The organism is Kutzneria kofuensis (assembly GCF_014203355.1).
GTDB classification, from domain to species: Bacteria; Actinomycetota; Actinomycetes; order Mycobacteriales; family Pseudonocardiaceae; genus Kutzneria; species Kutzneria kofuensis.
The window spans coordinates 6,176,526-6,195,929 of record NZ_JACHIR010000001.1 but is presented as its reverse complement, the minus strand read 5'-3'; the positions used below and the strand labels follow the sequence as shown (position 1 = coordinate 6,195,929).

The following is a 19,404-nucleotide window of genomic DNA, read 5'->3' as shown; positions in this document are numbered from 1 at the left end:
GGAGCCAACCCCGGTGAGTCCCGCTCAGCGTCACACCGAATGCGTGAAGCGGATTCACGCATTCGGTGTGACGCTAGGCGGGACTCGCCGGGGTCAGTTGCCGCGGCCGCTGGGGAGGCGGACGGTGACCGCCAGTCCGCCGCCGGGGACGGCCTCGGCGTGCACGGCGCCGCCGTGGGCGATGACCGCCGCCCGGACGATGGACAGGCCCAGGCCGGTGCCGGTGCGGGCAGTGCGGTCGACGCCGCCGCGACGGAACGGCTCGAAGAGCTCGGCCACCAGCTCGGGGGCGATGAGCTGGCCGCTGGAACTCACCCGGAGCTGGGTCCACTCGGGACCGCTGTCGGTGGTGACCTCGATCCAGCCGCCGTCGACGTTGTGGCGGACGGCGTTCTCCAGCAGGTTGCCGGCGACGCGTTCCAACAACGCCGGGTCGCCGACGGTGGGGGCGGGCGCGGTGGCGAAGGTGGCGCGAACGCCGCGGGCGGCGGCCTCGCGGCCGGCGGAGCGCCAGGCGGAGGCGACGACGGCGGCGAGGTCGACGGGCTCGTGCACGGCGAGGCCGATGCCGTCGGTACGGGCGAGCAGCAGCAGGGCCTCGACGAGTTGCTCGGCCCGGAGGGCGGCGGTGCCGACGACGTCGGCCATCCGGCGAAGCTCCTCGACGTCGGCCTTGTCGTCGGAGAGGGTGACGTCGAGCTCGGTGCGGATGACGGCGAGCGGGGTCCGCAGCTCGTGGCTGGCGTTGGCGACGAACCGGCGCTGAGCGTCGAAGGCGCCCTGCAGGCGGTCGAGCATGGCGTCGAAGGTGTCGGCGAGCTCGGCGACCTCGTCGTCAGGGCCGTTGAGGGCGATGCGCTCCCCCAGCGACTCGGCCGACAACCGCCGCGCGGTGGCGGTGACCTCGTGCAGCGGGCGCAAAGCCCGGCCGGTGAAGGTCCACGCCAGCACGGCGGCGGCGACGAGCAGCAGCACGAAGGCGATGACGCCGGCGCCGAGGACCTGGGCCCGGGCGTGCTGTTCGAGCACGTCCCCGAGCTGGGATGCCTCGACGGCGACGCCGTCGACGACGATCTTGCTGTTGGCCGGCATCTGCGGCACGGCGCCGCGCACGACGAGACCGACGAGCAGCCAGCCCAGCCACAGCAGCAGCGCGCTGACGGCGGCGACGATGCCGACGGCGACCGAGGTGATGCGCAGCCTCAGCCCCGGACCACGCCGCCGGGGCACATCAACTTTCAGCAGGTCGGGCTCCCGAAGCCGAGTCCAGTGCCGGCCCGGCGGCCCGGCCGGCGGCAGGCACACGGTAGCCGGAGCCGACGACGGTCTCGATGATGCCCGGCTCCCCGAGCTTCTTGCGCAGCGTCATCACGGTGACCCGGACGGTCGTGGTGAACGGGTCGGCGTTCTCGTCCCACACCCGCTCCAGCAGCTCCTCGCTGCTGACCACGGTCCCGCCGGCGGCCATCAGGACCTCAAGGACGCCGAACTCCTTGCGGGTCAGGTCTACCAGCTGCCCGGACCGGGTGACGGTCCGCTTGGCCGGGTCCAGCTCGACGTCGGCAGCGACCAGCACCGGCGGCGTCGCGGGCGTCGCCCGCCGGGCCAGCGCCCGCACCCGGGCCACCAGCTCGGCGAACGCGAACGGCTTGGCCAGGTAGTCGTCGGCGCCCAGCGACAGGCCCTCGACCCGGTCCTCGATCGCCGAGCTCGCGGTGAGCATGATCACCCGCGTCAGCGCGCCCGACCGCACGATCTCCTGGCACAGCTCGTCGCCCGACATCTTCGGCAGGTCGCGGTCGAGCACGACCACGTCGTACCGGGTGACGGTGACCTTCTCGTGGCCGGACTCGCCGTCGAAGGCGACGTCCACGGCCATACCCTCACGCCGCAGGCCCCGGGCGATCGCCTCGGCCAACGGCTGTTCATCCTCGACTACCAGGATCCGCACCTCTCCACCGTGCCACAGCCGGGCGGGCAGGGGAGCGGCGGGAGGTGCGGTTCGAGGCGGGTCGAGGTCGGCCGGTGGCCCGCCGGAGGACGCGGGTCCCCCGGCGGTCGGAGATCAGCCGTGCTTGCGCTCCTCGGCGGGCACGTCGGCCTGCGCCGGCGCGGGCTCGCCGATCCGGCCGGCCACCCACTCGGTGACCCGCCGGGCCACGTCCTGGGCGGTCAGCCCGACCTGGGCCAGCACCTCGGACCGGGACCCGTGCTCCAGGAACTGCTGCGGCACGGCCAGGTCGCGCATCGGCACGTCGATGCCGGCGTCGCGGAGCGCGGCGGCCAGCGCCCAGCCGAAGCCGCCGTGCCGGCCGTTGTCCTCGACGGTGACCACGAGCCGGTGGTCGGCGGCCATCTCGACCAGCTCGGCCGGCACCGGCAGCAGCCAGCGCGGGTCCACCACGGTGACGCCGATGCCCTGGTCGGCCAGCCGCTGCGCGGCGGCGACGCCCAGCTCGCCGAAGGCGCCGACGGCGACGAGCAGCACGTCGGAGCCGGCGGACCCGGCCGGCTTGCTGAGCACGTCGACCGTGCCCACGCGCTCCAGCGCCGGCACGTGCTCGACCACCGCGCCCTTGGAGAAGCGCAGCGCGGACGGCCCGTCCTCGATCTCCAGCGACTCCCGGAACTCCTCGCGCAGGGTGACGGCGTCACGGGGCGCGGCGACCCGGATGCCGGGGATGATGCCGAGGATGGACAGGTCCCACATGCCGTTGTGGCTGGGGCCGTCGGAGCCGGTGATGCCCGCCCGGTCCAGCACGAGCGTGACGGCCTGGCGGTGCAGCGCGACGTCCATCAGCAACTGGTCGAAGGCCCGGTTGAGGAAGGTCGAGTAGATCGCCACGACCGGGTGCAGCCCGGCCATCGCCATGCCGGCGGCCGAGGTCAGCGCGTGCTGCTCGGCGATGCCCACGTCGAAGCACCGGTCCGGGTAGGCCTTGGCGAACTTGTCCAGGCCGGTCGGGCCGAGCATGGCGGCGGTGATGGCGACGACGTCCTTGCGCTCGGCGCCGGCTCTGATCAGCTCCTCGGAGAAGATGGACGTCCACGACGTCGCCTTCGGGCCGAGCGGCTTGCCGGTGACCGGGTCGATCGCGCCGGTCTGGTGCATCTGGTCGGCGGGGTCGTTCTCGGCCGGCGCGTAGCCGTTGCCCTTGCGGGTGACGGCGTGCACGATGACCGGCCCGTTGAACGCCTTGGCCCGGCGCAGCGCGGCCTCCAGCGCGACGAGGTCGTGGCCGTCGACCGGGCCGAGGTACTTCAGGCCGAGGTCCTCGAACATGGCCTGCGGGGCCAGCGCGTCCTTGATGCCGCGCTTGGCGGCGTGCAGCGCGGCGTAGACGGCGGGGCCGACGACGGGGGTGCGCTGCAGGGTGCGCTTGCCGCTCTCCAGGGCCCGCTCGTAGCCGGGCTGCAGGCGCAGCGACGCGAGGTGGTCGGCGAAGCCGCCGATGGTCGGCGAGTAGGAGCGGCCGTTGTCGTTGACGACGATGACCACCGGCCGGGTCTGGTCGGCGGCGATGTTGTTCAGCGCCTCCCAGCACATGCCGCCGGTGAGCGCGCCGTCACCGACGACGGCGACCACGTGCCGGCGGCTGCCGGCCAGCTGGAACGCCTTGGCCATGCCGTCGGCGTAGGACAGCGCGGTCGAGGCGTGGCTGTTCTCGATGAAGTCGTGGGCGCTCTCGGCCCGGTTCGGGTAGCCGGACACGCCGCCGGTCTGCTTGAGCAGGTCGAAGCCCTCGGTCCGACCCGTGATGATCTTGTGCACGTAGCACTGGTGCCCGACGTCGTAGAGCAGCGCGTCGCTGGGTGAGTCGAACACCCGGTGCAGCGCGAGCGTCAGCTCCACGATGCCCAGGTTGGGGCCGAGGTGTCCGCCCGAACGGGCCACCTTCTCCACCAGGAAGGACCGGATCTCGGACGCGAGCTGCTCCAGCTCCCCCTGCTCCATCCGCTTCACATCAGTGGGTCCGTGCACGGATTCCAGCAGCGTCACCGCTTCACCTCGCCTTTGGCGCCGGGGTCAATATCCTCGCCGTGTCCTGCGGAACGTCGCCGCCGCGGCGGCGCATGTCAGTCTACGGAGATCTTGGGATTTCACCTGTCGAGGTGGTGACGGAACGTACCGTCACCACCGGGGTCGCTCGCCCGTCCAGCGGAGCCGGCGCCTCCACCGGCCGGTCGAGCCCCTGGTCAGGAAGACGCTCGGTGTGCCGGGAGGTTGGCGGCCTGCACAGGATCACCACATGGTTGAGTCATTGCTCACGGCCGGCTCAGCGGCTGAGCAGGGCGATGCACTCCACGTGGTGCGTCATCGGGAACGCGTCGAACGCCCGGAGCCGCTCCAGCCGATAGCCGTGCTCGGCGAAGCCGGCGACGTCACGGGCCAGCGCGGCGGGGTCGCAGGCGACGTACACCACCCGGGCGGGCTCGTGCGAGGCGATGGCGTCGACCACGGCCTTGCCGGCGCCCTTGCGGGGCGGGTCGAGCACGACGACGTCCGGTCGACCAGCCAGGGCGGTCTCCTCCACCAGCCCGGCCTTGAACCGCACCTGCGGCTGGTCGGCGAGGTTGGCCCGGCCGTCGGCCACCGCCCCACGGGAGGACTCCACCACCAGCACCGAGCCGTCCGGCCCGACCTGCTCGGCCAGCACGGAGGCGAACAGGCCGGCGCCGCCGTAGAGGTCCCAGGCGGTGCCGCCGACCGGCGCCTGCGCCCACTCGCCGACGATCTCGGCGTACAGGTCGGCGGCCTCGGGGTGGACCTGCCAGAAGCCGTGCGCGTCGACGTGCCATTCCCGGCCGCCGGCCCGCTCCACGGCGACACCGTCACCGGCGACCACGCGCGGCCGGCCCCGTTGCGGACGCTCCACGATGTGCATCCGGCCCATCGAGTCGGCGGTCAGGTCGAGCTCCGCCCCGCGCGTCCAGTGCTGCGCGGCCACGTCCTCGACGAGATCCGGCGCGGCGATGGTGCACCGCCGCACGGGCACGACCTTGTGTCTGCGGTGCGCCCGGAAGCCGGCCCGCCCCTTGCCGTCGACGACCATCCGCAGCCGGGTCCGCCACTCGCCCAGGCCGCCCGGCAACGCCTCCACCTCGACGTCCACGTCGAGACCGGCCAGCCGGCGGAGCTGCTCGGCGACGACCGCCGCCTTCAACGACCGCTGCGCCTCACCCGACGCGTGCTGCCAGTCGCAGCCGCCGCAGCCGCCGGGACGGGCCAGCGGGCACGGCGGCTCCACCCGGTCCGGCGACGGTTCGAGCACCTCGACGGCGTCGGCCCGGCAGAACGAGCCGCCCTTGTCCTCGGTGACCTCGACGACGACCCGCTCCCCCGGCAGCGCGTGCCGGACGAACACCACCCGGCCGTCGGCGCGGGCGACGCAGTGGCCGCCGTGGGCGACGGGGCCGACCTCGACCTCGAGGCGGCGACCGGTCCAGGGCTGAGTTTGCGTCACGTGCGTGTCTTCCTGCGCTCGACGGGGGTGTCCAGGCCACGGCGGATCTGGCCGGGGGTGACCACGCGGTCGGCCTCCGAGCGCCGGTTGGCCGACGCCAGTTGCCACGGCACGCTGGTCACCATCACGCCCGGCTGGAACAGCAGCCGGCCCTTGAGCCGCAGCGCGCTCTGGTTGTGCAGCAGCTGCTCCCACCAGTGGCCGACCACGTACTCGGGCAGGAACACCGTCACCACGTCCCGCGGGTTGTCGGTGCGGACCCGCTTCACGTAGTCCAGCACCGGCTTGGTGATCTCCCGGTAGGGCGACTCGATGACCTTCAGCGGCGTCTTGAACGCGTGCCGGTCCCACTCGGCGACCAGGTCGCGGGTGTCGGCGTCGTCCACGTTGACGGTGACCGCCTCCAGGATGTCCGGCCGGGTGGCCTTGGCGTAGGACAGCGCCCGCAGCGTCGGCAGGTGCAGCTTGGAGACCAGCACGATGGCGTGGTTGCGGGACGGCATGACCGCGTTGTCCCGCTCGGCCTGAGCCATCCTCAGCTCGGCGGCCACCGTGTCGTAGTGCTTCCGGATGGCGGTCATCAGGGCGAAGATCGCGGCCATCGCGGCGATGGCGATCCACGCGCCGGCGGCGAACTTCGTGATCAGCACGACGATCAGCACGGCGCCGGTGCAGACCAGGCCGATGGTGTTGATGGTCTGCGACCGCCGCATCCGGCGCCGCACCGCCTTGTCCTCCTCGGTGGCCAGCAGCCGGTTCCAGTGCCGGATCATGCCGGCCTGGCTGCACGTGAACGACACGAACACGCCCACGATGTACAGCTGGATCAGCCGGGTGACCTCGGCGTCGAACGCGATGATCAGGACCACCGCGAGCGCGGCCAGGAAGATGATGCCGTTGCTGAAGGCCAGCCGGTCGCCGCGGGTGTGCAGCTGGCGCGGCAGGTAGCGGTCCTGGGCCAGGATCGAGCCGAGCACCGGGAAGCCGTTGAACGCGGTGTTGGCGGCCAGCACCAGGATGATGCCGGTGACGAAGGAGATGTAGTAGAAGGCCGGCGGGAAGTTGCTGAACACCGCCGCCGCGATCTGAGCCAGGATCGTCTTCTGCTGGTAGTTGGGGGGCGCGCCGATCAGCTGCGACGCCGGGTCGTCGGCGAAGTTGACCTTGGTGAGGATGGCCAGGCTGATGATGCCGATCAGCATCACCACCGCGACCAGGCCCATCATCAGCAGCGTGGTCGCCGCGTTGCGGGACTTCGGCTTGCGGAAGGCCGGCACGCCGTTGCTGATCGCCTCGACGCCGGTCAGCGCCGCGCAGCCGGAGGAGAACGAGCGCAGGATCAGGAAGGCGAACGCGATGCCGGTCATCGAGGTCTCGGCGTGCAGCTGGAAGCCGGCGCTCTCGGCCCGCAGGTCGGCGCCGGACAGCGCACGCACGACGCCCCACAGCACCATGCCGATGACGCCGATCATGAAGCCGTAGGTCGGGATGGCGAACGCGGCCCCCGACTCGCGGATGCCGCGCAGGTTCATCGCCGTCAGCAGGCCGATCACCAGCAGACAGAACAGCACCTTGTGCTCGCCGACGAACGGCAGCGCCGAGCCGATGTTGGCGATGCCGGAGGCGGTGGACACCGCGACCGTGAGGATGTAGTCCACCAGCAGCGCGCTGGCCACCGTGAGCCCGAAGTAGCGGCCGAGGTTGGTGGTGGCCACCTCGTAGTCGCCGCCGCCGCTGGGGTAGGCGTGCACGTTCTGCCGGTACGAGGCGACCACGACCAGCATGACCAGGGCCACCACGACGCCGATCCAGGGCGCGAAGCCGTAGGCCGACAGGCCGGCCACGCTCAGCGTCAGGAAGATCTCCTCCGGGGCGTACGCCACCGAGGACAGCGCGTCGGACGCGAACACCGGCAGGGCGATCCGCTTCGGCAGCAGCGTGTGCGCCAGACGGTCACTGCGGAAGGGTCGGCCGAGGACGAGCCGTTTGGCCGCGGTCGCAAGCTTGGACACAACGGCACAGCGTAGGCGAGGCCGTCACCACTTCGGAGCAGTCGTCGGTAGGTTGGGGAACAAACCGGTCCATTGGTGCATTGGGGGGTTGCGGGGTTTCGCCGCCACCGCCGCCAGGTACCGTGCAGCCGCATCGCGGAGGAGGACGATTCGTGCACGTGGTGGTCATGGGCTGCGGCCGGGTGGGGGCGTCACTGGCCAAGGCGCTGGAGCGCCTCGGCAACCAGGTCGCCGTCATCGACAAGAACGGCCAGGCCTTCCGCAGGCTGGGCAGTGATTTCCACGGCCAGCAGGTCGTGGGCAACGGGTTCGACCGGCAGGTCCTGGTGGCCGCCGGCATCGAGCGGGCCGGCGCGCTGGCGGCCGTCTCAAGCGGGGACAACTCCAACATCATCGCCGCCCGGGTGGCCCGTGAGACGTTCGGCGTGCAGCACGTCGTCGCGCGGATCTACGACCCCAAGCGGGCGGCCGTCTACGAGCGGCTGGGCATCCCCACCGTGGCCACCGTGCCATGGGCCACCGACCGCTTCCTGCGCATGCTGGTGCCCGAGGGCCAGGCCGCGGCGTGGCGGGACCCGTCCGGCACCGTCGCGGTGCTGCAGCTGCCGGTGCACGAGGGCTGGGTCGGCCGCAAGATCGCCGAGCTGCAGGAGACCGTCGGCTGCCGGGTGGCGTTCATCATGCGCTTCGGCACCGGCGTGCTGCCCGAGCCGAGCACCGTCGTGCAGGCCGACGACGAGATCTACGTCGCCGCCCTGTCCGGCACCATCACCGAGGTCACCGCGGCGGCGGGCCAGGCACCCGAGGAGAGCCACTGATGCGGATCGCGATCGCGGGCGCCGGCGCCGTCGGCCGGTCCATCGCCCAGGAGCTGCTCGGCAGCAACCACCAGGTCATGCTGATCGAGCGGGACCAGGCGCACTTCGAACCCAGCACCGTCGAGCAGGCCGAGTGGGTGCACGCCGACGCGTGCGAACTGTCCTCGCTGGAGGACGCCGGCCTGCAGATGTGCGACGTGGTCATCGCCGCCACCGGCGACGACAAGGTCAACCTGGTGGTGTCGCTGCTGGCCAAGACCGAGTTCGCGGTGCGCCGCGTGGTGGCCCGGGTCAACGACCCGACCAACGAGTGGCTGTTCACCGAGGCCTGGGGCGTGGACGTGGCCGTGTCCACGCCGCGCATGCTGGCCGCCATGGTCGAGGAGGCCGTCAGCGTCGGCGACCTGGTGCGGCTGATGACGCTGCGGCAGGGCCAGGCCAACCTGGTGGAGATCACGCTGCCGCACGACACCTCGCTGGCCGGCCAGGCCGTCGGCCAGCTGGCGCTGCCCAAGGACGCGGCGCTGGTGACCATCCTGCGCGGCGGGCGGGTCATCGTGCCGCAGGCGGACGACCCGTTCGAGCAGGGCGACGAGCTGCTGTTCGTGGCCTCGGCCGACGTCGAGCACGAGATCAGGACCGCGCTCGGCCTGAGCTGAGCAGTCGTCGGCCCCCGCCTCCCGAGCTTCCGGGAGGCGGGGGCCGATGCGTGTCTCAGGCGGCCGGCTCTTGCCGGGTCGTCGGCTCGGGCTGCTCGTCGGCGGCCAGCTGGGCCAGGCGCTTGTCGGCCTTGCGCACGGCCCACACCGTGACGGCGATGGCGATCGCCGTGAGCGGATAGCCCATCGCGATCCGGGCCAGGCCGAGCAGGCCGACGTTGTCCTGGTCGTACAGCCACTGCTGGACCACGAACTTGGACCCGAACACCAGAATCCAGACCAGGGTGGCGATGTCGTAGTAGAGGCGGGCGGTGCGGTCCGCGCGCCACTTGAAGCCGGTGTTGTTCAGCGTCGACCAGATCACGCCGGCCAGCGGCCAGCGGACCAGCGCCGAGATCAGGAACGCGCCGCAGTAGACCAGGCTGCTCCAGATCCCGAAGGCGAAGAAGCCCTTGGCCGAGCCCGTGCGGATGGTGATGAACGCGGCGACGGCGATGCCGAACAGGCCGGAGATCGCGGGCTGGATGGGCTCGCGGCGGATCAGCCGGGCCACGGCGATCGCCACCGCGACGCCGACCGCCGCCCACAGCGCGGCCTGCCACTCGAAGAGATAGTTGACCAGCACGAAGACCACGATCGGCACCGACGAGTAGATCAGGCCGCTGATGCCGCCCATCTGCTCGAGCAGGGTCGGCATCGGCTTGCGCTGCTCGTCCTCGGTCTCGGCCGGACCGTCGGCGGCGGGCTTCTCGGCGGTGACCGACTCCGCGGCCGGGGCTGGCTTTTCGCTCATGAAGTCGTCTGCAACTCGTAGTAGGGGTTGTAGAGCACCTTGCGGCCGTCGCGGACCGCGATCCGACCCCGGGCCTTGATGGTGCGCCCCGGCTCGATGCCCGCGATGCGGCGCCGGCCCAGCCAGACTAGCGTCACGCCCTCGGTGCCGTCGTACAGCTCGGCCTCCAGGGTCGCCGCCGCGTCCCTGGGGCACAGCTCGACGCTGCGCAGCCGGCCGAGCACGGTGACCTCCTCGCCGGACCGGCAGTCGCACGCCCGCTGCGCACCGACGGCGTCGACCTCGCGCGACAGGTCGTCGGCGTCCAACTCGGTGACGTCGCTGGTCAGTCGGCGTACGAGACGGTTCCAGTAGCCGCCCCTTGTGCTCGCCATCGTCGCGCTCCCATGCGCCTTGTGGCCCCCACGCCGGGCCGTTCACAAGCCAGGGTAGCCGCGTCGGGGCTTCGAGAACCGCCTCCGAACCGGCAAGATCTGCCGATGTGACCGACACGGCCGTCCTGCTGCCCGGAACCGGATCGGATGACGTTTTCATCCGTTCGGTCTTCGCCGCCCCGCTGGCCGCCGCCGGGGTGACGCTCGTCGCTCCGGAACCGGTCCCGGGTCCCGATCTGGGCCTTCGGCACCTGCTCGCCCTCGACTCCGCGTACGCGTCGCACGGTCCCGTGCTCGCCGGCGGCATCTCCTTCGGCGCCCACCTGGCCGCCGAGTGGGCTTGCGCACACCCCTCCCGCTGCGCCGGCCTGCTGCTCGCCATGCCCGCCTGGCACGGCGCCCCCGGCGACTGCCCGGCCGCCGTCGCCGCCCGGTTCTCAGCCGGCGCCGTCCGCCGTGACGGCCTCGACGCCACCCTCGCGGCCGCCGACGTCTCCCCCTGGCTCGCCGCCGAACTCGACCGGGCCTGGCGCCGCCACGGCCCCGGTCTCGTCGACTCCCTGCTCGCCGCCGCCGACCGCCCCGCCCCCGCGCTGGCCCAACTCGCGTCGTTGGACATTCCCGTCGGCGTCGTCGCCGTGCACGACGATCCGCTCCATCCGGCGACCGTCGCCGCCCAGTGGACCGCCACCATCCCCGGCGCCGAACTCCGCTCCCTGTCCTTCGCCGACTTCGGCGCCGACCGCTCCGCCCTCGGCCGCGCCGCCGTGGCGGCCTGGCAGGCATCGGTGGTCAGGCGAGGCTCTCCGCCAGCTGCCTGAACAGGGCGGTGCTGGCGTCCTCGACGCCACGCCGCACGTGGGACATCAGCATGAGCACGGCCAGAGCCCGGCTCCACTCGTAGGCGCGGTCCTCGTCCAGCACGTGGAGGGCGGCGATGCGGGAGTGCAGCTGGGAGGTGGTGGAGACGTCGAGGAAGGCCCAGTCGACGACGTCGAGGTCGGGGTCGCCGAGGCTGGGGCGGGGGTCGATGGCGACGGCGCCGCGGGCGCTGGTGAGGACGTTGGCTGGGTGGAGGTCGCCGTGCACGAGGCGGACGACGGTGCCGGTGTCGGCGAGGCGGCGGGCGGCGGCGTGGGAGGCGTCCAGCAGAGCGGCGGGCAGGCCGGGATTGCGGCGGGCGGCGAGGCCGAACATGAAGTCGACGCGGTCGGCGACGGTCGCGAAACCGGCAACAGGCGGCACGTCACGGAGTTGAGCCAGCACCGACACGGCGGGACGCCAGTCGGTGAGCGGGGTGCCGGGCTCCAAGGCCTCGATGAGCAGAGCGTTGTCGTCGTCGGCGGCGTCGAGCAGCGAGACGACGGCGGGGCAGTCGGCCCACGCCCGCAGGGCGGCGGCCTCCTCGGCGAAGACCCCGGCGTCGGGGGTGAGCTTGAGGTAGGCGCCGCTGCCGTCGGAACGGCGGCAGCGCAACGTCACCGAGGTGCCGCCGGTCATCTTGGCGACGATCTCCAGGCCCCACCGGGACGCCAGCCGCGAGACCAGGGCGGGCACGCCGTCCAGCCAGGACTGGGCGTCCGGCCCGAAGCGTGCCCGCAACCGGTCGACGGTCGTGGCGGAGAGCATCAGCCCTGCTGCTGGGCCTGAATGTGCTGGGCGATGGCCGGCGGCAGCTCGACGGGCAGCGGGGTGCGCACGGGCTGGGGCGCGGCGCCGCGGACGACGACGGTGTCACGGACGACGTTGCGCAGCAGCTCGGAGGCCATCACGTTGTGCTCACCGGGCCCGGCGACGACGCCACGCAGCATCCACCGCGGCCCGTCGACGCCGATGAAGCGCAGCACGACGTTGTTCGCGGTGGCGGCGAGCTCGGTCCCCCACTGGCCGGCCTCCTTGATCACCCGGGCCCCGTCGGCCCGCAGCTGGGTGACCAGCTCCTCGCAGATCTCCGGCCACAGCTCGCCGCTGCGGGGCGCGGCGTACGCGCTGACGGTGATCTGCCCGATCGGCGTCACCAGGTGCACGGCCCGGACCGGCCCGGACGGGTCGACCTCGACCTGCAGCTGCGCCCCCTCGGGCACGGGCACCCGCACGGAACCGAGGTCCAGGCGGGACAGGCCGTCCTCGGGCGCGTCCTCCTCGTCGTACGGCCCGGAGGTCAGCTGACCTTCCTCGACGGGCTCGTCGACGACGTCGTAGTTCGGCACCCCCAGGCGGCCACTGTCCTTGCTGACGTGGTGCCGCCCACGCTTGCCGCGCTTGCCGAACATTCCGCTACTCCTTCGTCCCCTGCTCGGCCCCGGCGCCCGCCGCGGCCGCGAGCACCGCGTGCCCGCCGGTGGATCCGTAGCCGCCGGTGCCGCGCTCGGAGTCGGGCAGCTCGGCGACCTCCTCGAAGACCACGTGCTCGACGCGCTGCACGACCAGCTGCGCGATCCGGTCGCCCCGGGTCAGCTTGATCGGCTCGCGGAGGTCGTGGTTGATCAGGCACACCCGGATCTCGCCGCGGTAGCCGGCGTCGATGGTGCCGGGCGTGTTCACCACGGACAGGCCGACCCGGGCGGCCAGGCCCGAGCGGGGGTGCACGAAGCCGGCGTAACCGACCGGCAGCGCGATCGCCACACCCGTGCCGACGACGGCGCGCTCGCCGGGCTCGATGACGACGTCCGAGGTCGTCACGAGATCGACGCCCGCGTCGTTCGCGGTCGCGTAGGACGGCACCGGGACGTCGGGATCGATTCGGGAGAGGAGGACCTGCACGCTGGGCACGGCGCGTGACACTACCCTGGTCCCGTGACCGAGAGCGTGAGTGCGGTGGCAAAGACCAAGCCGGTGTTCGCCGAGCGGCTGTACGTGCCGTGGTGGGGCTGGCCGCTGCCGGTCGTCGCGGCCGTGTTGATGGCCGCCGAGGTGCACATGGGCTACCCGGGCGTGCGCGCGTGGCTGCCGTACCTGATCACGATCCCGCTCGTGGTCGGCGTGATGCTGTGGCTGGGCCGCGCCACCGTGAAGGTCGTCGACGACGAGCTGTGGGTGGGCGACGCCCACGTGCCGCTGCGCTTCATCGACGAGGTCGAGGTGATCCCGGCCAAGGCCAAGCGCAAGGCGCTCGGCCCGGACCTGGATCCGGCCGCGTTCGTGTCGCACCGCGGCTGGGTCGGGCCGGTCCTCCGGGTCTACCTCAACGACCCGCAGGATCCGACCCCGTACTGGCTGTTCAGCGTCCGCAACGCGGACAAGCTGGCCGCCATCTTGCACAACTGACCCCCAGAACGCCCGAGTGCCGCGCCGACCGGCGCCGGGTGGTTCCCGCACGCCGTCCGGTCACGTTCGCTCAGGCGCAGTCCCGGCAGATCAACTGCCCGTTGTGCTCCTCGGCCAGTCGACTCCGGTGGTGCACCAGGAAACAGCTGGAACAGGTGAACTCGTCAGCCTGCTTCGGCAGCACCTTGACGGTAAGTTCCTCGTTCGACAGGTCGGCGCCTGGCAGCTCGAAGTTCTCATCCGGTGCATCCACGTCGACGTCGACCACGCCGGACTGCGTCTCGTTGCGCCGCGCCTTCAACTCCTCGAGGGAGTCCTCGGCCAGGTCGTCGTCCTGGCTCCGGCGCGGAGCGTCGTAGTCGGTCGCCATACTTCTTTCACCCCTGCAGTCACAATTCAGACTGTGTTCGTGCCGCTGGTCAACGCTCCAGGGCCTCAATTTGTGCCCGCCGTCGGAAGTGACGGAGGTCTCGCTCGCCGCCGGCTGCCATCCAGTGATCGTCAGTCGATTCCAGCCGCACCCACAGTGGCTCGGAGCGCGAGGATGATAGCCCACCGCGCAAGACTCCACGCACACACTCACCCATCCGAGGTCCTAGCTGGTGGGATCGGCGGCGATTACGAGGGAATTCGGCCGGGAAACCCCTTGCCGCGGCGGCCGCGGCGTGATGCGATTCCGCGCGAGCGGGGTTGACACTACGCGCACGGCCGATCGCGGGGCGCGACCGCGGTCGGCGATGGGACACGGACCGGACACGGACGGCGGTGCCGACCGACGCCGGTCGGCGGTAACGCCTAGGCTGATCACAGGCGACGGTCCGGGCACAGGGGTATTCACCAGTCACGACGCGTCGCGTCGGTCGGGGTCGAGGAGGGCGGGGACGTGACTGCGCCAGTCGGGGTGAGCCGGAAGGGGAAGCCGCTATACCGGAAGCGGCGGCCATGGCCAGCCCTGGTCCTGTTCGCCATTCTGGCCGTCGTCGCGGGCTTCGTCTGGATCAAGGTCATCAACACCACCGACGACGTGGACGCCGCCGTGCACTGCAACGCCCCCGGCCCGCTGCCGGCCGGCGCGACGCCACCCGCCACACCCGCGCCCAAGCTGGGCACCGTGCTCGGGCACGACGCGCTGGACAAGACGCCGCCCGCGCCCCCCGCCCAGGTGCAGGTCCGCGTCTACAACGCCAGCGAAACCCGCAACCAGGCCTCGATCGTGAACTCCGCGGTGCTCAGCGCCGGCTTCGCCAGCGCGGGCGACCCGGCCAACGACCCGATCTACCTGGCCGGCGACATGAACTGCCGGGCCCAGATCCGGTTCGGCCCCAACGGCGCCGCCGGCGCCCGCACGCTGAGCATCGTCGAGCCGTGCGCCGAACTCGTGCGCGACGACCGCCAGGACGGCACCGTCGACCTGGCCGTGGGCAAGAAGTTCGACGAGTTCAAGGTCAACTCCAGCGCCAAGCAGGTGCTGCAGGAGCTGGCCGCGTGGGCCAAGAGCCAGCCGCCCGCCCAGGGCGGCCAGCTGGCCCAGCCGACCGGCCAGCCGCCGGTCAGCGCCGACCTGATCAACGCCGCCCGCGCTGTGCACTGTTAGTTTGCCGCGCGTTCCGCGCGGGGCTCGGCCCCTTTTAAGCCGATGCCTCGCCCTTGCCGTATTTCGCCCGCCGCATCGGCTTGGGTGGGTGGGCGCGTTGGGTGGCGGCGGCCGAAATACGCCAACCGGGCGAAGCATCGGCGGGGCCTCGCGAAAACCAGCGACCAGGCGAAGCAGGGGCGGGGTCGAGCGGTCTGAGGGCTGGCGAACGGCGGAGTCGGGTCGGCTACACCTTGCCGAAGCCGCTCTCCACGAGGGCGGCTCGCAACTGCTCGGCGATGCCCGGGGCGGCGGCGAACGTCGCCTCCTCGCCCAACCCGTCGTCCGCGCCGCCGGGGAACCGGACGACCGCGCCCGCTTCCTCGGCGATGAGGCCGCCGGCGGCCCAGTCCCAGCGGTGCAGACCGTGCTCGACGTAGGCGTCCTCCCAGCCCGCCGCGACGGCGCACAGGTCGAGCGAGGCGGCGCCGCAACGGCGGATGTCCCGCACCTTGCCCAGCATCCGGTTGACCGCCTCGGCCTGCCGCAGCCGCCGGGCGTGGTCGTACGAGAATCCGGTCCCCAGTAGCGACAATTCCAGCCGGGTGGTCGCCGCCGCGCGCAGCGGCTGGCCGTCGAGGAAGGAACCGCCGCCCCGGGTCGCGGTCCAGACCCGGCCGGACACCGGTTCGACGACCACGCCGGCCACCGACACCCCGTCCAGCTGGGCCGCGATCGACACGGCGTACCAGGGCAGGCCGTAGAGGTAGTTGACGGTGCCGTCGATCGGGTCCACCACCCAGACCAGGCCGTCCAGCGAGGTCGCGCCGCCCTCCTCCTCGCCGAGCACCGGCTCGCCCGGGCGCAGTTGCGCCAAACGGTCGCGGACCAGTTGTTCGGACGCGCGATCCGCGGCCGTCACCACGTCAGTTTCGCTGGACTTGGTGTCCACCTGGGTGACAGCGTGGCTACGGGCGTTGCGGACCAGCTCGGCGGCTTCCGTCGCGACGGTGACAGCGATCCTGACGAGTTCCTCGGATTCAGCGGCTAGCACGTTGTCCACCGAACCACACACGTTAGGGTCTGCGCACACTCCCGAAGACCCGCGCGCAGGGTCGAGGACTGACAGCGGACTGAATCGAGTAGGAAGGGTCCGACGGATGGGCACAACCCGCGGGTTCGGGATCGACATCGGTGGATCCGGCATCAAGGGCGGACTTGTCGACCTGGAGACCGGCGAACTGGACGGCGAGCGCCTGCGCATCGTCACGCCGCAGCCGTCCACCCCGGACGCGGTGGCCGACGTGGTCGCCGAGATCGTGGAGAAGTTCGGGTGGACCGGCCCCGTCGGGGTCACGCTGCCCTGCGTCGTCAAGCGCGGCGTCGCGCTGACCGCCGCGAACGTGGACAAGGGCTGGGTGGACACCGACGCGGCGGCCCTGTTCGCCCGCCGGCTCGGCCGGCAGCCCGGCGAGGTCGTCGTGCTCAACGACGCCGACGCGGCCGGCATGGCCGAGCTCCGCTACGGCGCCGGCCGGGACAAGTCGGGCGTCGTCGTGCTGCTGACCTTCGGCACCGGCATCGGCAGCGCCGTGTTCCTCGACGGCAAGCTGGTGCCCAACACCGAGTTCGGCCACCTGGAGGTGGACGGGCACGACGCGGAGAAGCGCGCCGCGGCGTCGGTGAAGGAGGACAAGGACCTGTCGTGGGAGGAGTGGACCCACCGGGTCAGCAAGTACCTCCGCACGCTCGAGGACCTGATCTGGCCGGACCTGGTGATCGCCGGCGGCGGCGTCAGCAAGAAGGCCGACAAGTGGCTGCCGCTGCTCAAGGTGCGGACCCCGGTGGTCGCCGCCGCGCTGAAGAACGACGCCGGCATCGTCGGCGCGGCCGCCGCGGCCGCCCACGGAATCGGCCACTAGTGGTACCCCGAAAAATCTGACCGAATCGTGTTCCGGCGATCTACCTGCGGGAACACGGGAAAAGGGCCCGACGACGGCCGTGTGGCGGCAACGCGACACGGCCGTCGTCGTTACAATGGAACAGCGCCCACGGTCAGCAACCGCCGGGTGCTCCCCCGAAACCCCCTGGCGGCCGAGGTTCGCGCCCTTCGGTCTGCCGTGAAGGACCGTCGCGAAAGGGCGTACGTGGCAGCCGCAGAAACCGCAACCCGACGCTCCGCCACCCCCGCGAGCGCCGCCGCGAAGGCACAGCAGCCGGTCGACGCCGAGGAGGCCGTGAAGGCCACCCCGGGGCGTGGTGCGGCCAAGACCGGCGCCGCGAAGACAGCGGCCAAGAAGCCGGCCGGCCCCCGCGCCGCCGCGGCCAAGAAGACAGCGACCGGCAAGGCCGCGCCGGCCAAGGCCAAGAAGGCCGGCGACGGCGAGGAGCCGGAGGACCTCGAGGGCGAGGTCGAGCTCGACGCGGCCGACCTCGAGGACGTTGTCGTCGAGGACGTCGTCGAGGAGCCCGACGAGGAGGAGACCAAGGACAGCTCCGACTTCGTCTGGGACGAGGAGGAGTCCGAGGCGCTGCGGCAGGCGCGCAAGGACGCCGAGCTGACCGCGTCGGCCGACTCCGTCCGCGCCTACCTCAAGCAGATCGGCAAGGTCGCCCTGCTCAACGCCGAGGAGGAGGTGGAGCTGGCCAAGCGGATCGAGGCCGGGCTCTACGCCGCCGAGCGCGTGCGCAAGGCCGAGGACGAGACCGAGAAGCTGCCCCCGCAGCTGCGCCGGGACCTGCGCTGGATCGTGCGTGACGGCGAGCGGGCCAAGAACCACCTGCTCGAGGCCAACCTCCGCCTGGTGGTGTCGCTGGCCAAGCGCTACACCGGCCGCGGCATGGCGTTCCTGGACCTGATCCAGGAGGGCAACCTGGGCCTGATCCGCGCGGTCGAGAAGTTCGACTACACCAAGGGCTACAAGTTCTCCACGTACGCCACCTGGTGGATCCGGCAGGCGATCACCCGAGCCATGGCCGACCAGGCCCGCACCATCCGTATCCCGGTGCACATGGTGGAGGTCATCAACAAGCTCGGCCGCATCCAGCGCGAGCTGCTCCAGGACCTCGGCCGCGAGCCGACGCCGGAGGAGCTGGCCAAGGAGATGGACATCACCCCGGAGAAGGTGCTGGAGATCCAGCAGTACGCCCGGGAGCCGATCTCGCTGGACCAGACCATCGGCGACGAGGGCGACAGCCAGCTCGGCGACTTCATCGAGGACTCCGAGGCCGTCGTCGCGGTCGACGCCGTGTCGTTCACGCTGCTGCAGGACCAGCTCCAGTCGGTGCTGGCGACCCTGTCCGAGCGGGAGGCGGGCGTGGTGCGGCTGCGCTTCGGCCTCACCGACGGCCAGCCGCGGACCCTGGACGAGATCGGCCAGGTCTACGGCGTGACCCGGGAGCGGATCCGCCAGATCGAGTCGAAGACCATGTCGAAGCTCCGTCACCCGTCCCGGTCGCAGGTGCTGCGCGACTACCTGGACTGACGGCCCCGGTTCGACACGACTGCCCTGTCCGGCTTCTGGCCGGACAGGGCAGTCGTCGTTTTCGGCTGGAAGCCGGGACCGCTTCTGCCCCCTCCCCCGACCGGGCGAGGGGCCGTGGTTCTCGGGTCGCCACCGCCGCCGTCTTTCGGGGCCGGTGATCCACTGGAGGTCGGGCGTTCACCTCGCGGACGGTCGTTCGTGGCCCCCAGTTGGCCCGTGGGACGCCGTGTCACGCGCGGCGAGGAGGAAACCGGCCGCGGGGCTCCCGGACACTCACCGGGGCCGAAACCGGGCTCCGGGGGGCTGTTCGCCAGAAGCGAATATCACGCTCCGTAATGTGACTCATCCCACAACAGGGGTGGTGATACGAACCCGGTCGTGGTTCGCTGACGTAGCTTGAGTCACTGAGTTCGTTGCGGTGCGTCATCTCGGACCCGATCCGACGACAAACCGTAACCGACTCGGCACCTGTGGAGGGCCCGGGCACCGGACCATCGACAGGAGTGCGATGTCACGGAGTGTGGCTTGCTGCATCCGGGTACATCTCACGTGACGGGAGTCGCCACTACGGTGGGGAACACCAGCGAGGCGCCGAACGTCTGCAACAGTGATGGCAGCGAACACCGCGCGACCGGGCGCCAGGCCCCGGAGCGTTGTGGTCGCAGCTGTAGTAGGCACCGGAGCACCGGTGCCGGGACGGAGGGAGATTTCCATGACGACCTTGCTCACCCGCCCCGAGCTGACCGCTGTCGACCGCTGCGACCGGTGCGGCGCGGCCGCTCAGGTACGCGCCATTCTCCCGTCCGGAGGCGAGCTCCTCTTCTGCGGCCACCACGCCCGTGAGCACAGCGCCAAGCTGCGTGAGCTCTCGGCGGAGATCCAGCAGGGCTGAGACGGGGCAGACCGAAAAATCCAAAGCGATCAAGGGGCGCGGGCCAGGTGTGGGCCCGCGCCCCTT

Annotated in this window: 20 protein-coding genes; 8 read left to right on the top strand and 12 right to left on the bottom strand. The window is 71.8% G+C overall.

What is annotated here, in order from left to right; genetic code table 11:
* Positions 1-93 precede the first annotated feature (93 nt).
* From BJ998_RS28665 to BJ998_RS28645, 5 genes are all read right to left on the bottom strand, one after another.
* Positions 94-1,230, bottom strand: a complete 1,137-nt coding sequence (locus BJ998_RS28665) for a sensor histidine kinase (RefSeq protein ID WP_184866468.1) — start codon at positions 1,228-1,230, stop codon at positions 94-96.
* A gap of 1 nt (position 1,231) precedes the next feature.
* Positions 1,232-1,951, bottom strand: coding sequence for a response regulator transcription factor (locus BJ998_RS28660; RefSeq protein WP_184866467.1), 720 nt, complete (start codon positions 1,949-1,951; stop codon positions 1,232-1,234).
* Between the two features lie 114 nt (positions 1,952-2,065).
* Positions 2,066-4,000, bottom strand: a complete 1,935-nt coding sequence (gene dxs, locus BJ998_RS28655) for a 1-deoxy-D-xylulose-5-phosphate synthase (RefSeq protein WP_184866466.1) — start codon at positions 3,998-4,000, stop codon at positions 2,066-2,068.
* A gap of 277 nt (positions 4,001-4,277) precedes the next feature.
* Entirely contained in the window at positions 4,278-5,465 is a 1,188-nt protein-coding gene (locus tag BJ998_RS28650; protein ID WP_184866465.1) for a class I SAM-dependent RNA methyltransferase, read from the bottom strand.
* Positions 5,462-7,477, bottom strand: coding sequence for an APC family permease (locus BJ998_RS28645; RefSeq protein ID WP_184866464.1), 2,016 nt, complete (start codon positions 7,475-7,477; stop codon positions 5,462-5,464). The genes BJ998_RS28650 and BJ998_RS28645 overlap by 4 nt, the downstream gene beginning before the upstream one ends.
* Positions 7,478-7,629: 152 nt before the next feature.
* Between BJ998_RS28645 and BJ998_RS28640 the strand changes: the two genes are divergently transcribed.
* Complete coding sequence (locus tag BJ998_RS28640; protein WP_184866463.1) at positions 7,630-8,295, top strand: potassium channel family protein; 666 nt, start codon at positions 7,630-7,632, stop codon at positions 8,293-8,295.
* The gene (locus BJ998_RS28635) at positions 8,295-8,954 is read left to right on the top strand and encodes a potassium channel family protein (RefSeq protein WP_184866462.1); all 660 of its coding nucleotides are present in this window, start codon (positions 8,295-8,297) and stop codon (positions 8,952-8,954) included. Before BJ998_RS28640 ends, BJ998_RS28635 begins: the two co-directional genes overlap by 1 nt.
* 55 nt (positions 8,955-9,009) lie before the next feature.
* Here BJ998_RS28635 and BJ998_RS28630 read toward each other — a convergent pair whose 3' ends face one another.
* Both BJ998_RS28630 and BJ998_RS28625 read right to left on the bottom strand, forming a co-directional pair.
* A complete protein-coding gene (locus BJ998_RS28630) occupies positions 9,010-9,747 on the bottom strand; it encodes a DUF3159 domain-containing protein (protein ID WP_184866461.1) in 738 nt (245 codons plus the stop codon).
* A complete protein-coding gene (locus tag BJ998_RS28625) occupies positions 9,744-10,121 on the bottom strand; it encodes an OB-fold nucleic acid binding domain-containing protein (protein WP_043723480.1) in 378 nt (125 codons plus the stop codon). The genes BJ998_RS28630 and BJ998_RS28625 overlap by 4 nt, the downstream gene beginning before the upstream one ends.
* A gap of 107 nt (positions 10,122-10,228) precedes the next feature.
* Here BJ998_RS28625 and BJ998_RS28620 point away from each other — a divergent pair, with 107 nt between their 5' ends.
* Positions 10,229-10,942, top strand: a complete 714-nt coding sequence (locus BJ998_RS28620) for an alpha/beta fold hydrolase (RefSeq protein ID WP_184866460.1) — start codon at positions 10,229-10,231, stop codon at positions 10,940-10,942.
* Here the strand turns inward: BJ998_RS28620 and BJ998_RS28615 are convergent.
* From BJ998_RS28615 to dut, 3 genes are read right to left on the bottom strand one after another with little or no spacing between them, the layout of a single operon-like run.
* Positions 10,914-11,750, bottom strand: coding sequence for an aminoglycoside phosphotransferase family protein (locus BJ998_RS28615; protein WP_184866459.1), 837 nt, complete (start codon positions 11,748-11,750; stop codon positions 10,914-10,916). The genes BJ998_RS28620 and BJ998_RS28615 overlap by 29 nt on opposite strands.
* Positions 11,750-12,394: a DUF3710 domain-containing protein gene (locus BJ998_RS28610; protein WP_184866458.1), complete on the bottom strand. Its 645-nt coding sequence runs from the start codon at positions 12,392-12,394 to the stop codon at positions 11,750-11,752. The genes BJ998_RS28615 and BJ998_RS28610 overlap by 1 nt, the downstream gene beginning before the upstream one ends.
* A 4-nt stretch (positions 12,395-12,398) precedes the next feature.
* Positions 12,399-12,893, bottom strand: coding sequence for a dUTP diphosphatase (gene dut / locus BJ998_RS28605; RefSeq protein ID WP_184866457.1), 495 nt, complete (start codon positions 12,891-12,893; stop codon positions 12,399-12,401).
* 24 nt (positions 12,894-12,917) lie between these two features.
* Here dut and BJ998_RS28600 point away from each other — a divergent pair, with 24 nt between their 5' ends.
* Positions 12,918-13,388, top strand: coding sequence for a DUF3093 domain-containing protein (locus BJ998_RS28600; protein WP_312890379.1), 471 nt, complete (start codon positions 12,918-12,920; stop codon positions 13,386-13,388).
* Between the two features lie 70 nt (positions 13,389-13,458).
* On the opposite strand, the gene BJ998_RS28595 is transcribed toward BJ998_RS28600, so the two are convergent.
* Entirely contained in the window at positions 13,459-13,758 is a 300-nt protein-coding gene (locus BJ998_RS28595) for a DUF4193 domain-containing protein (protein ID WP_116173883.1), read from the bottom strand.
* A gap of 513 nt (positions 13,759-14,271) precedes the next feature.
* Here BJ998_RS28595 and cei point away from each other — a divergent pair.
* Positions 14,272-14,982, top strand: a complete 711-nt coding sequence (gene cei / locus BJ998_RS28590; RefSeq protein ID WP_184866456.1) for an envelope integrity protein Cei — start codon at positions 14,272-14,274, stop codon at positions 14,980-14,982.
* Positions 14,983-15,208: 226 nt separating this feature from the next.
* On the opposite strand, the gene BJ998_RS28585 is transcribed toward cei, so the two are convergent.
* Entirely contained in the window at positions 15,209-16,024 is an 816-nt protein-coding gene (locus BJ998_RS28585) for an inositol monophosphatase family protein (protein ID WP_312890378.1), read from the bottom strand.
* Between the two features lie 97 nt (positions 16,025-16,121).
* On the opposite strand from BJ998_RS28585, the gene ppgK reads away from it, so the two are divergent.
* The 3 genes from ppgK to BJ998_RS28570 all read left to right on the top strand — a co-directional run bounded on the left by ppgK (position 16,122) and on the right by BJ998_RS28570 (position 19,338).
* A complete protein-coding gene (gene ppgK, locus BJ998_RS28580; RefSeq protein ID WP_184866454.1) occupies positions 16,122-16,883 on the top strand; it encodes a polyphosphate--glucose phosphotransferase in 762 nt (253 codons plus the stop codon).
* 198 nt (positions 16,884-17,081) lie between these two features.
* On the top strand, positions 17,082-18,446 hold the full coding sequence (locus BJ998_RS28575) for an RNA polymerase sigma factor (protein WP_376775925.1): 1,365 nt from the start codon (positions 17,082-17,084) through the stop codon (positions 18,444-18,446).
* A gap of 712 nt (positions 18,447-19,158) precedes the next feature.
* Entirely contained in the window at positions 19,159-19,338 is a 180-nt protein-coding gene (locus BJ998_RS28570) for a DUF7455 domain-containing protein (RefSeq protein ID WP_116174272.1), read from the top strand.
* Positions 19,339-19,404: the final 66 nt, after the last annotated feature.